Annotated in this window: 10 protein-coding genes; 4 read left to right on the forward strand and 6 right to left on the reverse strand. The window is 66.2% G+C overall.

Features of this window, described 5'->3' with window-relative positions:
- Positions 1 to 53 precede the first annotated feature (53 nt).
- Both B2790_RS15095 and B2790_RS15100 read right to left on the reverse strand, forming a co-directional pair.
- The gene (locus B2790_RS15095) at positions 54 to 3182 is read right to left on the reverse strand and encodes an efflux RND transporter permease subunit (RefSeq protein ID WP_286919116.1); all 3129 of its coding nucleotides are present in this window, start codon (positions 3180 to 3182) and stop codon (positions 54 to 56) included.
- An 11-nt stretch (positions 3183 to 3193) separates the two neighbouring features.
- Positions 3194 to 4369 (reverse strand): efflux RND transporter periplasmic adaptor subunit, encoded by a 1176-nt coding sequence (locus B2790_RS15100; RefSeq protein WP_286919117.1) that lies wholly within the window; start codon positions 4367 to 4369, stop codon positions 3194 to 3196.
- A gap of 273 nt (positions 4370 to 4642) precedes the next feature.
- Between B2790_RS15100 and B2790_RS15105 the strand changes: the two genes are divergently transcribed.
- A complete protein-coding gene (locus B2790_RS15105; RefSeq protein WP_003259958.1) occupies positions 4643 to 5344 on the forward strand; it encodes a response regulator transcription factor in 702 nt (233 codons plus the stop codon).
- Positions 5345 to 5350: 6 nt separating this feature from the next.
- A complete protein-coding gene (locus tag B2790_RS15110; RefSeq protein WP_013972839.1) occupies positions 5351 to 6649 on the forward strand; it encodes an ATP-binding protein in 1299 nt (432 codons plus the stop codon).
- Positions 6650 to 6765: 116 nt separating this feature from the next.
- On the opposite strand, the gene B2790_RS15115 is transcribed toward B2790_RS15110, so the two are convergent.
- The 4 genes from B2790_RS15115 to nrfB form a co-directional block, all read right to left on the reverse strand.
- Positions 6766 to 7857: a GGDEF domain-containing protein gene (locus tag B2790_RS15115; RefSeq protein WP_286919118.1), complete on the reverse strand. Its 1092-nt coding sequence runs from the start codon at positions 7855 to 7857 to the stop codon at positions 6766 to 6768.
- 117 nt (positions 7858 to 7974) lie between these two features.
- Positions 7975 to 8814 (reverse strand): DUF4434 family protein, encoded by an 840-nt coding sequence (locus tag B2790_RS15120; protein ID WP_286919119.1) that lies wholly within the window; start codon positions 8812 to 8814, stop codon positions 7975 to 7977.
- Complete coding sequence (locus B2790_RS15125) at positions 8814 to 11819, reverse strand: phage receptor (RefSeq protein WP_286919120.1); 3006 nt, start codon at positions 11817 to 11819, stop codon at positions 8814 to 8816. Before B2790_RS15125 ends, B2790_RS15120 begins: the two co-directional genes overlap by 1 nt.
- Positions 11816 to 13990, reverse strand: coding sequence for a cyclic di-3',5'-guanylate-activated glycosyltransferase NrfB (gene nrfB / locus B2790_RS15130; protein ID WP_286919121.1), 2175 nt, complete (start codon positions 13988 to 13990; stop codon positions 11816 to 11818). Before nrfB ends, B2790_RS15125 begins: the two co-directional genes overlap by 4 nt.
- A 193-nt stretch (positions 13991 to 14183) precedes the next feature.
- On the opposite strand from nrfB, the gene B2790_RS15135 reads away from it, so the two are divergent.
- Together B2790_RS15135 and ilvA are read left to right on the forward strand one after the other, a co-directional pair.
- Positions 14184 to 14615, forward strand: coding sequence for a PACE efflux transporter (locus B2790_RS15135; RefSeq protein WP_025339342.1), 432 nt, complete (start codon positions 14184 to 14186; stop codon positions 14613 to 14615).
- Between the two features lie 181 nt (positions 14616 to 14796).
- A complete protein-coding gene (ilvA, locus tag B2790_RS15140) occupies positions 14797 to 16356 on the forward strand; it encodes a threonine ammonia-lyase, biosynthetic (protein ID WP_085615464.1) in 1560 nt (519 codons plus the stop codon).
- Positions 16357 to 16533 lie beyond the last annotated feature (177 nt).

The raw sequence follows: 16533 nt of genomic DNA on the forward strand, positions 1-16533 counted from the left end.
GTTCCGGGCAGTCATTGCCGGGAACCCTCCCATTTCACGCGGGGCTTGTCCAGTCAGCTTTCGCTGGTCACGGCCTGCGTGTCGGCATTACCCGCCTGGCGTCGCCCGGCAAGGCGCATCACCACCACGAAGAACACCGGCACGAACACCACTGCCAAGGTGGCGCTGAGCATGCCGCCGATCACCCCGGTGCCGATCGCCTGCTGGCTGGCCGAACTGGCGCCGCTGGCAATGGCCAGTGGCACCACGCCCAGGATGAACGCCAGCGAGGTCATCACGATCGGCCGCAGGCGCAGGCGCGCGGCCTGCACGGCGGCGTCGGCGGCATCGAGGCCCTGGTCGACCAGGCTCTTGGCGAACTCGATGATCAGGATGGCGTTCTTCGCCGACAGGCCGATCAGGGTGATCAGGCCGACCTTGAAGAATACGTCGTTGGGCATGCCGCGCAGGGTCACCGCCAGCACCGCACCGAGCACGCCCAGCGGTACTACCAGCAGTACTGCGGTGGGGATCGACCAGCTTTCGTACAGCGCTGCCAGGCACAGGAACACCACCAGCAACGACAGCGCCATCAGCATCGGTGCCTGGCTGCCGGACAGCCGCTCCTGCAGCGACAGGCCAGTCCATTCCAGGCCGGCGCCGGCCGGCAGCTGGGCTACCAGGCGCTCGATCTCGGCCATGGCTTCGCCCGAACTGTAGCCGGCCGCCGGTTCGCCGGAAATCGACACCGCCGGGTAGCCGTTGTAGCGGGTCAGCTGCACCGGGCCGCTGACCCACCTGGCCTGGACGAAGGCGCCCAGTGGCACCATCTTGCCGCTGTCGTTGCGCACGTGGATCTTCAGCAGGTCTTCGACCTGGCTGCGCTGGTCGCCTTCGGCCTGCACCACCACCCGCTGCATGCGGCCCTGGTTGGGGAAGTCGTTGACGTAGCTGGAACCCACGGCCACATCCAGCACCGAGCCGATATCGGCAAACGACACGCCCAGGGCGTTGGCCTGGCGGCGGTCGATTTCCAGCTGCACCTGCGGGCTTTCTGCCAGCGAGGCTTCGCGCACGTTGGTCAGCACCTTGCTCTTGCCGGCATTGGCCAGCAGCTCGTCGCGGGCGGCCATCAGCTCGGCGTGGCCCATGCCGCCGCGGTCCTGCAGGCGGAACTCGAAGCCGGTCGACTCGCCAAGGCCGTCGATCGGCGGCGGCAGCACGGCGTAGGCCACGGCGTCCTTGAGCTGGGTGAAGGCCATGGTCGCGCGGTCGGCAATCGACTGGGCGCTGTCGTCGGCGCCGCGTTCGGACCAGTCCTTGAGCGTGGTGAAGGCCAGTGCCGCGTTCTGCCCGCTGCCCGAGAAGCTGAAACCCAGGATCAAGGTGGTGTTACCCACGCCGGGCTCTTCGGCGTTGTGCGCCTCGATCTGTGCCGCCACCTGTTCGGTGCGCATGCGGCTGGCGCCCGGCGGCAGCTGGATATCGGTGATGGTGTAGCCCTGGTCTTCGGTGGGCAGGAACGCCGTGGGCAGCTGGCTGAAGCCATAGCCCAGCACCGCCAGCAGCAACGCGTATACCAGCAGGTAGCGGCCGCTGCGCTTGAGCGCCTGCATCACCCAGCGCTGGTAACCGTTGCTCATGCCCTCGAAGCGGCGGTTGAACCAGCCGAAGAAGCCCTTGCGTTCGTGGTGCTCGCCCTTGGCCACCGGCTTGAGCAGGGTGGCACACAGCGCCGGGGTCAGGCTGAGGGCCAGGAACGCCGAGAACAGGATCGACACTGCCATCGACAGCGAGAACTGCTGGTAGATGACCCCCACCGAGCCTTGCATGAAGGCCATGGGCAGGAACACCGCCACCAGCACCAGGGTAATGCCGACGATCGCACCGCTGATCTGGCCCATGGCCTTGCGCGTAGCTTCCTTGGGCGGCAGGCCTTCCTCGGCCATGATCCGCTCGACGTTTTCCACCACCACGATGGCATCGTCGACCAGGATGCCGATGGCCAGCACCATGCCGAACAGGGTCAGCACGTTGACCGAGAAGCCCATGGCCAGCATCACGGCGAAGGTGCCCATCAGGGCCACCGGCACCACCAGGGTCGGGATCAGGGTGTAGCGCAGGTTCTGCAGGAACAGGAACATCACCGCGAACACCAGCAGCATGGCCTCGAACAGGGTGTTGATGACCTGCTCGATCGACACCTTGACGAATGGCGAGGTGTCGTAGGGGATGTCGTACTTGACGCCTTCGGGGAAGTAGCGCGCCAGGTCCTGCATCTTCGCCCGCACCAGGGTGGCGGTTTCCATGGCGTTGGCGCCCGGCGACAGCTGCACGCTGAAGGCGGTGGCCGGCTTGCCGTTCAGGCGTGTGCCGTACTGGTATTCCTGGGCACCGATCTCGACCCGGGCGACATCGCCGATGGTCACCGTGGAACCGTCCGGGTTGGCACGCAGGACAATCCCGGCGAACTCCTCCGGGGTGCTCAGCTGGCCCTTGACCACCACGTTGGCGGTGATTTCCTGGGTGCCACGGGTGGGCAGGTCACCAATGCTGCCGGGGGCCACCTGGGCGTTCTGCGCGGCGATGGCCTCGGCCACGTCGTTGGGCGTGAGGTTGAAGCCGATCAGCTTGCGCGGGTCGATCCAGATGCGCATGGCGCGTTCCGAACCGTACAGCTGGGCCTTGCCGACGCCCTTGAGGCGGCGGATCTCGTCCATCACGTTGCGCGCGAGAATATCCGACAGGGCGGTTTCGTCGAGCTTGCCGTCTTCGGAGGTGAGGGTGGCCAGCAGCAGGAAGCCGGTGGAGACCTTTTCCACCTGCAGGCCTTGCTGGGTCACCGGGCGCGGCAGGCGCGACTCGACCACCTTCAGGCGGTTCTGCACGTCGACCTGGGCCAGGTCCGGGTTGGTGCCCGGGGCGAAGGTGGCGGTGATGGTGGCGCTGCCCAGGCTGCTCTGCGACTCGAAGTACAGCAGGTTGTCGGCGCCGTTGAGCTCCTGCTCGATCAGGCTGACCACGCTCTCGTCCATGGTCGCCGCCGAGGCGCCAGGGTACACGGCGTAGATTTCCACCTGCGGCGGGGCCACGTTGGGGTACTGGGCCACCGGCAGCTGCGGGATGGCCAGGGCACCGGCCAGCAGGATGAACAGGGCGACCACCCAGGCGAATACCGGGCGGTCGATGAAGAATTGCGGCATGAATCAGGCCCTCACTGGCCAGTGTGCTGTGCGATGGGCGATGCCCCTGATGCGTTGTCGACCTGCACCTGGTCACCGGCCTTGACGTGTTGCAGGCCCTCGACCACCACCCGCTCGCCGGGGGCCAGGCCTTCGCTGACGATCCAGCGATCGCCCTGGGCGCTGCCCAGTACTACCTGGCGGTCGCTGACCCGGGCCTGCGGGTCGACCACCAGCACCTTGGGCACGCCAGCGCTGTCGCGCAGGATGGCGCGCTGCGGCACGCTCAGGCCCTTGGGCTGCACGGCCTGCTCCAGGCGCACGCGCACGTAGCTGCCGGGCAGCAGGTCGAGGTCCGGGTTGGGGAACTCGCTGCGCAGGGTGATCTGGTTGGTGCTGGGGTCGACGCTGATGTCGGAGAACAGCAGTTTGCCCGGCAGCGGGTAGGTGCTGCCATCGTCCTGGATCAGCGTGGCCCGGGCCTGGCCGTCACCGACCTGCTGCAGCTCGCCGGCACGCAGGGCGCGGCGCAGGGCGTTGAGCTCGCGGGTCGACTGGGTGACATCGGCGTGGATCGGGTCCAGCTGCTGGATGGTCGCCAGTGGCGTGGTCTCGTTCTGCCCGACCAGCGCACCTTCGGTGACCTGGGCGCGGCCGATACGGCCGGAAATCGGCGCGGTCACGGTGGCGTAGCCGAGGTTGAGGCGGGCGCGCTCCAGGGCGGCCCTGGCCTCGGCCACTGCGGCATCGGCCTGCAGGTAGCTGGCCTTGGCGTTGTCGTATTCCTGGCGGCTGACCGCCTTGTCGTCGACCAGCTCGCGGTAGCGCTGCTCCTGCAGGCGTGCCTGGTACAGGGTGGCCTTGGCCTTGGCCAGGGTGGCGCGGGCGCTGTCGTGGTCGGCCTTGAACGGTGCCGGGTCGATCAGGAACAGCACATCGCCCTGCTTGACGTCGCTGCCTTCGCGGTACACCCGCTTGAGCACCACGCCCGCGACGCGCGCACGCACTTCTGCGGTGCGCGGTGCGAGGATACGGCCGCTGAGCTCACTGCTGATGGCCAGTGGCTGCAGTTGCAGGGTTTCCACCCGCACTTGCGGGGTGGGGGCCTGTTCTTCCTGTTCGGCGCTGTCGTCGCAGCCGGCCAGGGACAGGCTCAGGAACGCCAGAAGCGCCAACGGGCGCAAGCGTGGGGAGAGGGTAGTAGACATACGGATCTTCCGATGATGACCACCGGTATGCTACGGCAGGCGTTCCTTGGGTGGCTGTTAATACCTGTAGGACGAGTGTGAAAAAGTGTGAAGAACAATCCTGTCTGCCTGTAGTGTTCTATATCCTGAGTATTCCTGTGCCGGCCTCTTCGCGGGCTTGCCCGCTCCCACAGGGACTGCACAGCTTTCAAGTGCTGTTGGGTCCCTGTGGGAGCGGGCAAGCCCGCGAAGAGGCCGGTGAGGTCTTACCCCAACCCAGATTCCCAAGCGCCTATGCCGAATATTTTCCTGGTCGAAGACGACAGCGCCCTGTCCGAGCTGATCGCCAGCTACCTGCAACGCAACGACTTCCATGTCCAGGTGATCGCCCGTGGCGATCATGTGCTGGACGAGTACCGCCGGCAAAAGCCCGACCTGGTCATCCTCGACCTGATGCTGCCGGGCATCGATGGCCTGCAGCTGTGCCGCCTGCTGCGCCAGGAGTCGCAGGGCCTGCCGATCCTGATGCTGACCGCCCGCGACGACAGCCACGACCAGGTCCTGGGCCTGGAAATGGGCGCCGACGACTACGTGACCAAACCCTGCGAGCCGCGGGTGCTGCTGGCCCGCGTGCGCACCCTGCTGCGCCGCAGCAGCGTCAACGAGCCGCGCCTGGACAACGACCTGATCCTGATCGGTGGCCTGCGCATCGACCTGGCCGAGCGCACCGTGAGCTGGCGCGGCGAAGAGGTGGAGCTGTCCAGCGGCGAGTACAACCTGCTGGTGGTACTGGCGCGCAATGCCGGCGAAGTGCTGAACCGCGACCGCATCCTGCAGCAACTGCGGGGTATCGAGTTCAACGGCACCGACCGCTCGGTGGATGTGGCCATCTCCAAGCTGCGGCGCAAGTTCGATGATAACGCCGGCGAAGCGCGCAAGATCAAGACCGTGTGGGGCAAGGGCTACCTGTTCAGCCGTGTCGAGTGGGAGTGCTGACCGCCCATGCTGAAGATTCTGGTGCGGCTGTACCTGGTGATCATCGTTGCCTATGCCGGTGCACTGTTGTTCATCCCCGACACCATCGTCGGCCTGTTCCAGGACCGCTTCATGGCCTACAACCTGGACCAGGCCAAGGGCGTGCAGTCGCTGATCGTGCGCCAGTTCCGGCAGGCCCCGCGCGAGCAGTGGCCGGCGGTGGAGCAAGAGCTGGCCAGTGATTTCGCGCCGCTGGAACTGCAGCTGCTGCGCATGGACCAGGCCGACCTGAGCGAGGACGAGCAGGCGCGCCTGGAGCATGGCCTGTACGCCGTGCGCATCGCCGAATGGGGCTACTACGAGACGGTGCTGGCGCCGTTGGACAAGGAATGGCTGGTGCGCCTGCACTCACCGCCAGACCCGCTGGATATCAACGTGCTGTCGTGGGGCGTGACCGTACTGATCGGTGCAGCCATGCTCGGTTGCCTGCTGCTGTGGGTATGGCCGCACTGGCGCGACCTGGAGCGCCTCAAGGAGACCGCCCGGCGCCTGGGCCAGGGGCAGATGGCCGAGCGTACGCACATCTCGCCGCACTCCAACATCGGTGAGCTGGCCGGGGTGTTCGACACCATGGCCAGTGACCTGGAGCGCCACGTCAACCAGCAGCGCGAGCTGCTCAATGCGGTGTCGCACGAGTTGCGCACGCCACTGACCCGGCTGGATTTCGGCCTGGTGCTGCTGTTCGACGAAGTGCCGCCGGCCAGCCGCAAGCGCCTGCTGGAACTGGTGGGGCATGTGCGTGAGCTGGATGAGCTGGTGCTGGAGCTGTTGTCCTACAGCCGGCTGTACAACGCCGACCAGGCCCGCGAGCGGGTCGAGGTGTCGTTGCTGGAGCTGGTCGACAGTGTACTCGGCGGCTTTGCCGAGGAACTCGATGGCCGGGGTATCCAGTGGGAGGTGCGGGCCGAGGGAGATTTGCCGCGTTTTGTGCTGGACCCACGGCTGACGGCACGGGCGGTGCAGAACCTGGTGCGCAATGCCATGCGTTACTGCGACGAGAGCCTGTTGCTGCGCTTGCGCCTGGAAGACGATGGCGCCTGCCTGGTGACGGTGGAGGATGACGGGATTGGGATTCCGGTGGAGGAGCGCGAGCGGATTTTCCAGCCGTTCTACCGCCTGGACCGTAGCCGTGACCGCAATACCGGAGGGTTTGGCCTGGGCTTGGCGATCAGCCGGCGGGCGATCGAGGGGCAGGGTGGCACCTTGACCGTGGCGCAGTCGGCGCTGGGTGGTGCACAGTTCCGGATTCGCTTGCCTGCCGGGTGAAGGGCTGCCTGTACCGGCCCTTTCGCGGGCTTGCCCGCTCCCACAGGGCATTCACAGGGTTCGAAGCCGGTGCGGTCCCTGTGGGAGCGGGCTAGCCCGCGAAGAGGCCGGGCCTGCTAATCACTTTCTGCCAGCCGGGCAGACCACAGCACAAACCGGTCCTTGCCACTGTGCTTGGCCTCGTACAGCGCCTGGTCGGCGCGCACCAGCGCCTTGGTCAGGCTGTCGCCCTGGTCCACCCGGGCCAGGCCGATGCTGACAGTCACCGGGTGCTCGCCAACGTCTTCGCGCACCCGTTGGCACAGCGCCGCCACCCGTTGCTCGGCGCCTTGCTGATCCAGCCCCTGGAAAAAGATCGCGAATTCCTCGCCGCCCAATCGGGCAAACTCGTAACCGGCCATGCTCGCCTTGATATGCAGGGCCACGCGCTTGAGCACTTCATCGCCCACGTCATGGCCGAAACGGTCATTCACCCGTTTGAAGTTGTCGATGTCGATCATCGCCAGGTACTGCTCGGCCGTGGCCAGGCGCAGATGGCGGTCGGCCTGGGCCATGAACGAACGGCGGTTGGGGATTTCGGTCAGGGCATCGACATAGGCCTGGTCCAGCAGCACCTTGGACAGGTAGAAGTTGTGCAGCTTGGCCTTGCGCATCTGCAGGTAGCTGTAGATGACCAGGCCGCTGAGGAACACCGCGTAGCTGATCAGCATGGCGCCTTCGAGTTCGTCCGGCCCGATGCGGGTGTGGTAGAACGGGTTGAGCACCACCCAGGTGATGGCCATGGCGCAGAAGAACGACCAGCGCCGCACCGGTAGCACCGACACGGCATACAGCACGGTGGAGACCCCGAGCACCAGCCACACCGGGCGCAGGGCCACCGGGATGCCTTCGATCACCAGGCGCATGCCCAGGGTGATGGAGGCGATGAACAGCAGGTTGAGCACATCGAAATGATGGCTGCGACGGGTGAACCGCAGCACCACGGTGAGGGCGCCGAGCAGGGTGATGAACAGATAGGACAGCCAGGTGAAACCCTGGCCGCCGAGGAAGCTGACGATCAGGTCGAAGACCAGCCAGATCAGGATGCTGACGCAGAATACCAACAGGCAGAATGGGCGCATGGCCTCGAATTCGTGCTGGCGGAATTCGGCGCGCAGGGCGGCGGGGGCGACCTGTTTGCGAACGTGGGCTTCGATGGTCCTGAACATTCGGGCTCCTGTGAGTACTGCTATGCCTGGCCCGGCCCTTTCGCGGGCACGCCCGCTCCCACAGGGACAGGAACCTGTGGGAGCGGGCGTGCCCGCGAAGAGGCCGGGCCTGGAGACTCAATTGGTGGGCAGAACACCCCGGGCCCATGGCCGGTAACGCAGGTCGAACACCGCCTCGGCATGGCACCCGCCGGTCAGCTTCGGCTGGGCAGGCTCAGCCCGAAACGCCTGGCCTGGCGCGCTCACCTGGCGGAACGCCTCGCGCACCACGCCTACCCGGCACGGCAAGGCCTGCTCGTAGCCCTGGCGCACCAATGCGGGCAAGCGCCCGGTCCCGGCGCCATCCTGCCACCACACAGTCAAGCCCAACCCGGCCAGTTGATCCAGCCATGCGGCATTGACCCGCGGTGAGAGTTTGCCGGCGCTGAAAGCGCTGATATGCAAAGGCTTGTCCAACTGCCGGTTGAAGGCCTGCAACTGGGTGTGCAGGGCATCACGGCGCTCGGCCTCGCGAAAATGATGGTCGTCCAGTTCCATGGGCAGGTACCAGCCGTCCACCGGCAACTGCCACGCCTGGCGCAGTTGCTGGTACTGGCTGAGCGAGCGCCCCAGCTGCGCCTTCCAGTAGCTATTCAGGCCTTCACCGTCCAGCTCGTCGATGCGCTGGTAATAGGCCGGGTCCATGTACAGCCCCAGTACCAGTTGCAGGCCCTGGGCACGCGCGCTGCGCAGGCTGTCGGCCAGCCAGCCTTGGGCACCGCCGAAATCGCTGTCGCCATAGGCGCTCCACTGCACGATCAGGGTCTTGCCGCCCTGGGCCACGGTGGCGTGCCACAGTTGCTGCCACTGGGCGGGGGTGACATTGGCGTCGCGGTTGAGGGGTTGGTAGAACAGGCGCTGGTCGGCGCTGGCTGGCAGGCACAGGGCAAGCACGCAGAGGGCCAGGAACGTACGCATCAGAAGGTCATCTCCGCACCGACCAGCACGCCGTTGGCGCGCTCGTATAGATTGCCGCCCAGCGATTGCTGGTATTCGGCACGCACTTTCAGCGAACCGCGGTAGGCGTTGTAGCGGTCGTCATCGAACCACCATTGCCAGCGCACACCAACCCCGGCCCGGGCGTCCTGGCGCCAGTCGTTGCTCGGGTCCTGGCTGGAAAACTCGACAAAGCCATAGGGCATGATGGTTTGCGGCGAGCTGCCCGGCAGCTTCCAGGCGTGCCCCTGCTGGTAGCGCGACAGCCAGGCGTGGTCGCCGGCACGGGTCCACCAGGCGGCGTCGAGGTAGAGGAAGCGCTCGTTCCAGTCGTCTTCATCGACCCGCCAGTCGTTGCGCCAGTCGCCCTGGTCGAGGAACGAGGCGGTGGCACGCAACAGCAGGTCGTTGCTCGATTCGGCATGGTGACGCAGGTCGCCCCAGTTGCCGCCGACCTTGGCCGGGCTCAGCAGCTGGCCCAGGCTCAGCCCGCGATAGTGCTCTTCGTCGATCTGACGCTGGTGGTACAGCTCGGCATACAGGTTGAGGTTGGCCTGGCCGAATGGCTTGTAGCGCAGGCCGACACCGGTACCCATGCTTTGCGCGTAGTCGGTGCGGCTTTGCCCACCGAACAGCACGCGGCCATACACAGACAGGGTGCTGCCGTTGCGGCTGGGTTCTTCGCCCAGGGCGTGGTCCCACATGGCCAGCTGCACGTTCTGCGATTGCGCGCGGCGCGAAGTGCCGCTGCGCTGGCCATTGTCGAGGAACTTGTCGTTGGTCGAGGTGCCGGCCGGCGACCAGGTGCTGGCCAGGGTGATGGTGTCGCGCCGCGACAGGCTTTCGTGGGCGCGGCGCTGGCGGTACTTGCGGGCTTCCAGGCTGCCGTATTCGTCGTCGCCGTCGACCAGGTCCTGCTCCACATCGAGGATGCGGCGCAGTTCGCGGCGCGCCGAAGCGCTGTCTTCGGCTTCGTCATAGCGCAAGGCCAGCGTCTCGCCAAGGCGGTAGTCCTCGGGGAAGTCGTGGGTGGCGCGTTCCAGGTAGGGGATCGACTGGCGGCGCTGGGCCTTGTCCGTCGAGCTGGCCAGGCGCATGCCGTAGTCGGCGCGGTAGCGTGGCTGGTCGGGGGCCAGGCGCACGGCTTCGGCCAGCCAGGCGCTGCTCTGGGCACTGTCGCCAGCCAGTTGCGCGGTGCTGGAGGCAGCGTAGTAGTGGTCGGCCCGCGGGTTGTGTGCCAGGGCCTGGCGCTGGAAGCCCAGCGCGGCCTGGTAATCGCCTTGGCGCTGGGCGATGGCGGCACCCAGGGCCCAGTCGTCGGCGCTATCGTGCGCGGCGGCGTCCCAATAGCGCCGGGCCGCTTGTGCGTCGCCGGCGTTCAGCGCGCCACGGGCGGCGGTGAGGCGGGCGTTGTCGGTCCAGGCGCTGTCCGGCTGGGTGCGCCAGATGGGCAGGGCCGCTTCGGAGTCGCCAGCGGCTTCCAGGGCATAGGCCAGGGGCAAGCGGCTCTCGCTGTCGCCCAGGCGCTCGGCAGCCTGGTAGTAGACCACCGCTTCGCCGGGCTGGTCGGGCATGGCGCAGCGGCCCAAGGCGCGGTACTGGCCGGGCTCGCTCGGGGTGGCCGGTACGGCCTGGCGCACGGCATCGCACTGGCCAGCCTCGGCCAGGCGGCCGAGCAGCTGGGCCCGGGTACTGGCGTCGACCCGAGGGATCAGGCCGAGCATGCGGCGGCTGTCCAGCGGCCCGTCGTTGCGCGCATACAGATTGCCCAGGCGCTGCAGCAGCGACGGTGCAAGGCGGCCCTGGTGGCGGTCGTAGGCCTGCTCCAGCAGTTGCCGGGCGTGTTCGCCATGGCCCTGTTGTATCAGCAGGAAGGTGGCTTGCTCCAGTGCGGCCATATCGCCGCTCTGCCGATAGCGCTGCTCCCATTCGGCGGCGGTGCGTGGTTGCGGCGGCTGGGGCGGGTCGCCGTACAGGCGTTGCTTGAGCACGGCGTAGGCCCTTGGGTCGGTGCTGGCGGTGCAGCCCTTGAACTGCTCGCGCGCCAGCTCCGGGTCGCGGCGCGACAGCCAGTCGACGGTTTCCAGGCAGGGGCGTTGCAGTTCGTTGCTCAGGCGCTGTACCAGCGGCGCGTCATCGCCTTCGCGGGCCAGCTCCCACAGTTGCTGGCGCTGCTCGGGCTGGTTCAGCTGCGCGGCGGGCAGTGCCTGCAGCCAATGCCGGGCCTGCTGGTTCTGGCCGACGGCGATGGCGCGGTTGGCCATGGCCAGGCGGGCCTGGTTGGCTGCTTCGGGGGAAGGGGCGCTGGGCAGCAGCGCGTTCAGCCCTTTTTCATCCACCTGCTGGATATAGGCATTGGCCAGGCGCTGCCAGTCTTGCGCAGGCAACTGGCCTTGGTCGGCCAGCGGCTGCAGCTGTTCGATGGTTTCCTTCCAGTTGCGCAGTTGCTCGGCGAAATTGGCCCGGGCCAGGCGCAGCACTTGGCCGTCCCCCTGAGGCGGCAGATGGTTGAGCCAGTCCAGCGCCTTGGCGGCACCACCGAATTTGGCCAGGCTCAGGCTATAGGCCTGCCACAGGCGCACCCGGTGGGAGCCGTCGCTGCTGGCCACCCACTGTTCCACCTGGCTGGCCGGCGGCGGGTCTTGTTCGATCCAGGCCAGGCGCAGTTCAAGCAGGGCGTTGGCGTATTCGGGGCTGTCGCCCAACTGTTCGGCAAGGGTTTCGGCCTCCTTGTAGCGGCGCTGGTGAGCCAGGGCCTCCACAAGCAGCGCGCGGGCTTCGTCGTTGTTCGGCACCCGGCCCAGCACGTGGCGGGTCAGGCGTTCGACCTCGGGCCAGTTGTCCTTCTTCGCTTCGCGGTAGCTGCGCTCCATGAACGGGTAGCTGGTGAACCGCTGAAAGTCGGTCATCGGCGCCGAAGCGGCGCAGGGCAGGGCAGCGGAGCACAGCAACAAGCCAGTGAAGGTGAGGGAAAAGCGCGGCTTCATGCCACCTCCCGGGTCAGGTCAAAGGCGGCCTGCTGTTCGCTGGCCTGTTCGATCAGGGCCTGCTGCAGCACCTGCTCGGTGATGATGCCGCGGGCAATCAGGTGCTCGCCGAGGCTCTGGTGTTCCGGGTCGAAGTCGATCAGCGCCTGGTTGAACAAAGTGACCGGGACCATGCCGCGTACCTGTAGCAGGGCGCCGAGCATCACCTGGTGGTGGCTGACCTGTTCCAGCAGCACTTCGTCGTCCTGGTGGCGCTCGAGGATGGCCAGCATGTCGCGGGTTTCCGGCTTCTGCCAGGGGCTTGGGTAGTGGTAGCGCAGGCCCAGGGTCACCCGGCCCTGGGGCGCCAGGCGGGCGCTGACCGGGCGCTTCAGGTGGCGGCTGATTACCCCCAGCGATACCTGGCTGACCGGGCTTTCGCTGGCCAGCACCAGCGTGTCGCCGTCTTCGGCCACCGGCAGCACGCCATAGTGCGTCGCCAGCTTGCGCGGCAGTTTGGCGATCAGCTGCGGGTCGAGCTTGAACGGGTTGAGCGGTGCCCAGGGCAGGTCCATCTGCTCGGCCAGGGTGGCGACCAGCTGTTCGCTGTTCAGCCAGCCGCGCAGCAGCAGTTCGCGGCCCAGGCGCCGGCGTACCGGGCTGGTGATCGCCTGTTGCAGCTGTTCGTCGCTGATCAGGCCCTTGGCTACCAGGCGCTGGCCCAGCGGCGTGCGGGCGGGGGCGGCGATGGCGGGGAATTCGTGAGTGGTCTTGTCCCAGGCCACGCGCCGCGAGTCACCCATTTCCATCACCTGGCGCAGGGCACGCAGGTTGGCGAAGAAGTTGACGAAGTTGCTCCACATCATCCGCGGTGCCGACAGCAGCCCTTCGCCAATACCATAGAAGCGGGTGACGAACCAGGCGCGCTGGAACAAGCGGTTGAACAGCATCAGCCCGTTCAGCCATAGCAAGGTGGTCAGCAGCCAGCTGTCGCTGAGGATCGACATGAAGCGCCACGACTCCGGCGCAATCACCGTGACCAGCCACATGGCCAGCAACACCAGCAGCAACAGGTTGACCAGGAAGCTCAGCAGGTAGGCGAACAGGCCGCGGCGGTCACGCCAGAGGAAGTAGTTGAGCGCGCCCTTGCGGCTCCAGCCGAGGTTGCTGGTGCCCTGGAACACGATGCCGACGATCCACCGCGACTTCTGCCGGATAGCATGCTGCCAGTCGCGCGGGAAGTGCTCGCGCACGCAGATCACCTGGGAGAATTCGCGGCTCATGCCCGGGCGCCATTCCTGCTTCAGGGTCAGCGCCGGGTCGGTGATGGAGTAGCGGGCGAAAATGCACTTCATGCCCTTCTGCTTCAGGCGGAAGCCGATGTCGTAGTCTTCGGTTAGGCTCTGTACGTCGAAGGCGATGCCGTCGCCGTCCTCGAGCAGCGCACTGATGGCGCGGCGGCTGAAGCAGGTGCCGACCCCGGCGCTGGGCACCTGGCCGGTCAGCGCCTCGCGCACGATCACGTCCTTGCCGTGGTTTTCGGCGAACTCGTCGACATAGTGGCCGGCGGTGAAGCCTTTCCATTCCGGTGCGTAGGGGTACACCGGGATCTGGATCATGTCCTTGTTCGGCAGCAGGTAGTTGAACAGGCGCAGCTCCATGGGCGAGATCACGTCTTCGGCGTCGTGCAGGATGAAGCCGGCGAACTGGATGCCGGCGTCCTGCTGGAAGCGCAGCAGCGCGTCGATGATGTTGTTCAGGCAGTCGGCCTTGCTGGTGGGGCCGGGGCGAGCGCAGACCACCTTGTGCACGTTGGGGTAGTGCAGGCACACCGCGTCGACGTCGGCCTGGGTTTGCGGGTCGTTGGGGTAGGTGCCGACGAAGATCTGGTAGTTCTCGTAGTCGATGGTCGAGGCTGCCAGGCGCGCCATCTCACCGACCACGCCTACTTCGTTCCAGGCCGGGACCATGATGGCCAGGGGCTTTTCCGCTACCTCGAACAGGCGTTTTTCGTCGGCTTTTTCGTACTTGTCGTAGATGCGAAAGCGCCGGATCAGCTTGCGGCCCCAGTAGCAGAGGTCGATGAACAGGTCATCCAGACCGAGCAGGAACATCAGCGAGGCCAGGACGATCGCGAGGATCTTCAGGCCGAACAGCACATAGGTGAGAAAATCGATGAATGCCAGGCTCATGTGCCGGTCACCGGCAGGAAGGGGTGGGCCATCGTCTATATCCTCGTTCGATTCCCTGGACGAAGTTGTACGACTTGTCGCCGTTTGTACTGGATAGATACAAGCAGCCGAACGCGGGGTTGTCCAAATTTCAGGCTTTTTCTTGTGGGCCACTTCTTGTAGTTTTACAGGTCGTTTACCCAGGGAGCTGAACATGCAAGGCAAGGCACGCAAGATCGTCCAGGCCATTCTTTACGAAGCCATCGCTGTCGCCTGCGTGGCGCCCGCGCTGGAGCTGGCGTTCGGTGCCGGCATGGCGCAGTCGACCGTGCTGTCGGTGCTGATGTCGGGCATCGCGATGAGCTGGAACATGGCCTACAACTGGGTGTTCGAGCGCTGGGAGGCGCGCCAGCACCGGCGTGAGCGCACTTTCCTGCGGCGCCTGCTGCATGCACTGGGCTTCGAGGGCGGGCTGGTGCTGATCCTGCTGCCGCTGGTGGCGTACTGGCTGGATGTCAGCCTGTGGGCGGCGTTGCTGACCAACCTGGCGTTGTTCGTGTTCTTCTTCGCTTACGCGTTCGTCTTCCAGTGGGGCTTCGACAAGGTGTTCGATGTGCCGCTTTCGGCGCAGCAGGCGAAGTGTTGACTTTGTGCCGCACTACCGGCTAAGTTCCTACCCCATGAATACTTTCCAGCACGTCAACGCCATTATTATTACCGCCATTATCAGTTTGGCGGGCTAGCGCGTACGTGCACCGAACCCGCCCTGGAGGCGGGTTTCTTCTCTCTGACTCCTGGGCAACGTGAACACAGCCAAGGAGTCATCGATGACCAGCTTCGTCAGCCCTCGTTCTACCGTCACCCCCCAGCAACTGCTGTCGGAGCAGGTGCGGCGCATTCTTGCCGCCCCGGTGTACGACCTGGCCATCGAAACGCCCTTGCAAGCTGCGCCTGCGTTGTCTGCCAGCCTGGGCAACCAGGTGTTGCTCAAGCGGGAAGACCTGCAGCCTACTTTCTCGTTCAAGATCCGCGGTGCGTATACCCGCCTGTCACGCCTGAGTACCGTGCAGCGCGAGCGTGGCGTGATCACCGCCTCTGCGGGCAACCATGCCCAGGGTGTGGCTCTGGCGGCATCGCACCTGGGCATGAAGGCCACCATCGTCATGCCTACCACCACGCCGTCGCTGAAGGTGGAAGGGGTACGTTCGCGCGGTGGCCATGTAGTGCTGCACGGCGAGAGCTTCCCTCATGCCTTGGCCCATGCGCTGAAACTGGCCGACAGCGAGGGTGCCACCTTCGTGCCACCGTTCGACGACCCGGATGTGATCGCCGGGCAGGGCACCGTGGCCATGGAAATCCTGCGCCAGCGCCCGGGTGCGCTGGACGCCATCTTCGTGCCGGTGGGTGGCGGTGGGCTGATCGCTGGCATTGCCGCCTATGTGAAGTACCTGCGCCCCGAGGTGAAGGTGATCGGCGTCGAGCCGGAGGACTCCAACTGCCTGCAGGCTGCCATGGCCGCTGGTGAGCGGGTGATCCTGCCGCAGGTCGGCACCTTCGCCGATGGTGTGGCGGTGGCACAGATCGGCGCCCATTGCTTCGAGCTGTGCCGGCACTTCGTTGACGAAGTGGTGACCGTGAGCAGCGACGAGCTGTGCGCGGCGATCAAGGACATCTATGACGATACCCGCTCGATCACCGAACCGTCCGGGGCCCTGGCCGTGGCCGGGATCAAGAAGTACGTGGCGCGCGACGGCGTGCAGGGGCAGACCCTGGTGGCGATCGATTCCGGGGCCAACGTCAATTTCGACCGCCTGCGCCATGTGGCCGAGCGTGCCGAACTGGGCGAGCAGCGCGAGGCGATCATCGCTGTCACCATTCCGGAACAGCCGGGCAGCTTCCGCGCCTTCTGCCAGGCACTGGGCAAGCGGCAGATCACCGAGTTCAACTACCGCTATTACCCCGGCAAGGAGGCGCGGCTGTTCGTGGGTGTGCAGACACACCCGCTGCACGACCCGCGCGATCAGTTGCTGGCCAGCCTGCGCGAGCAGGGCTACAGCGTACTGGACCTGACCGACAACGAACTGGCCAAGCTGCACGTGCGCCATACCGTTGGCGGCCATGCCGCACCCGGGGCTGACGAGCGGGTGCTGCGCTTCGAATTCCCCGAGCGCCCGGGGGCCTTGCTGGGCTTTCTGGAGCGGCTTGGCAAGCGCTGGAACATCAGCCTGTTCCATTACCGCAACCATGGTGCGGCGGAGGCACGGGTATTTGCGGCGCTGGAAGTACCGGGGGATGAGTTGGCGGGGTTGCCTTTGGCGCTGGATGAGATGGGGTACCGGTACTGGGATGAGACCGACAACCCGGCGTACAAGCTGTTTCTGGGTTGATACGCAAACCTCATGCAGCCTGTACGGGCCTCTTCGCGGGCACGCCCGCTCCCACAGGGACGGCGCATGGCTTGAGGTGGGTGCGGTCCAGGTGGGAGCTGGCTTGCCGGCGATGGGCCGCGATGCGGCCCCTGGGTTTCAGCACTAGTGCATGAATTGCCGGGGCTGCTTTGCAGC

It is taken from the genome of Pseudomonas sp. UBA6753 (assembly GCF_002453565.1).
GTDB classification, from domain to species: Bacteria; Pseudomonadota; Gammaproteobacteria; order Pseudomonadales; family Pseudomonadaceae; genus Aquipseudomonas; species Aquipseudomonas putida_Z.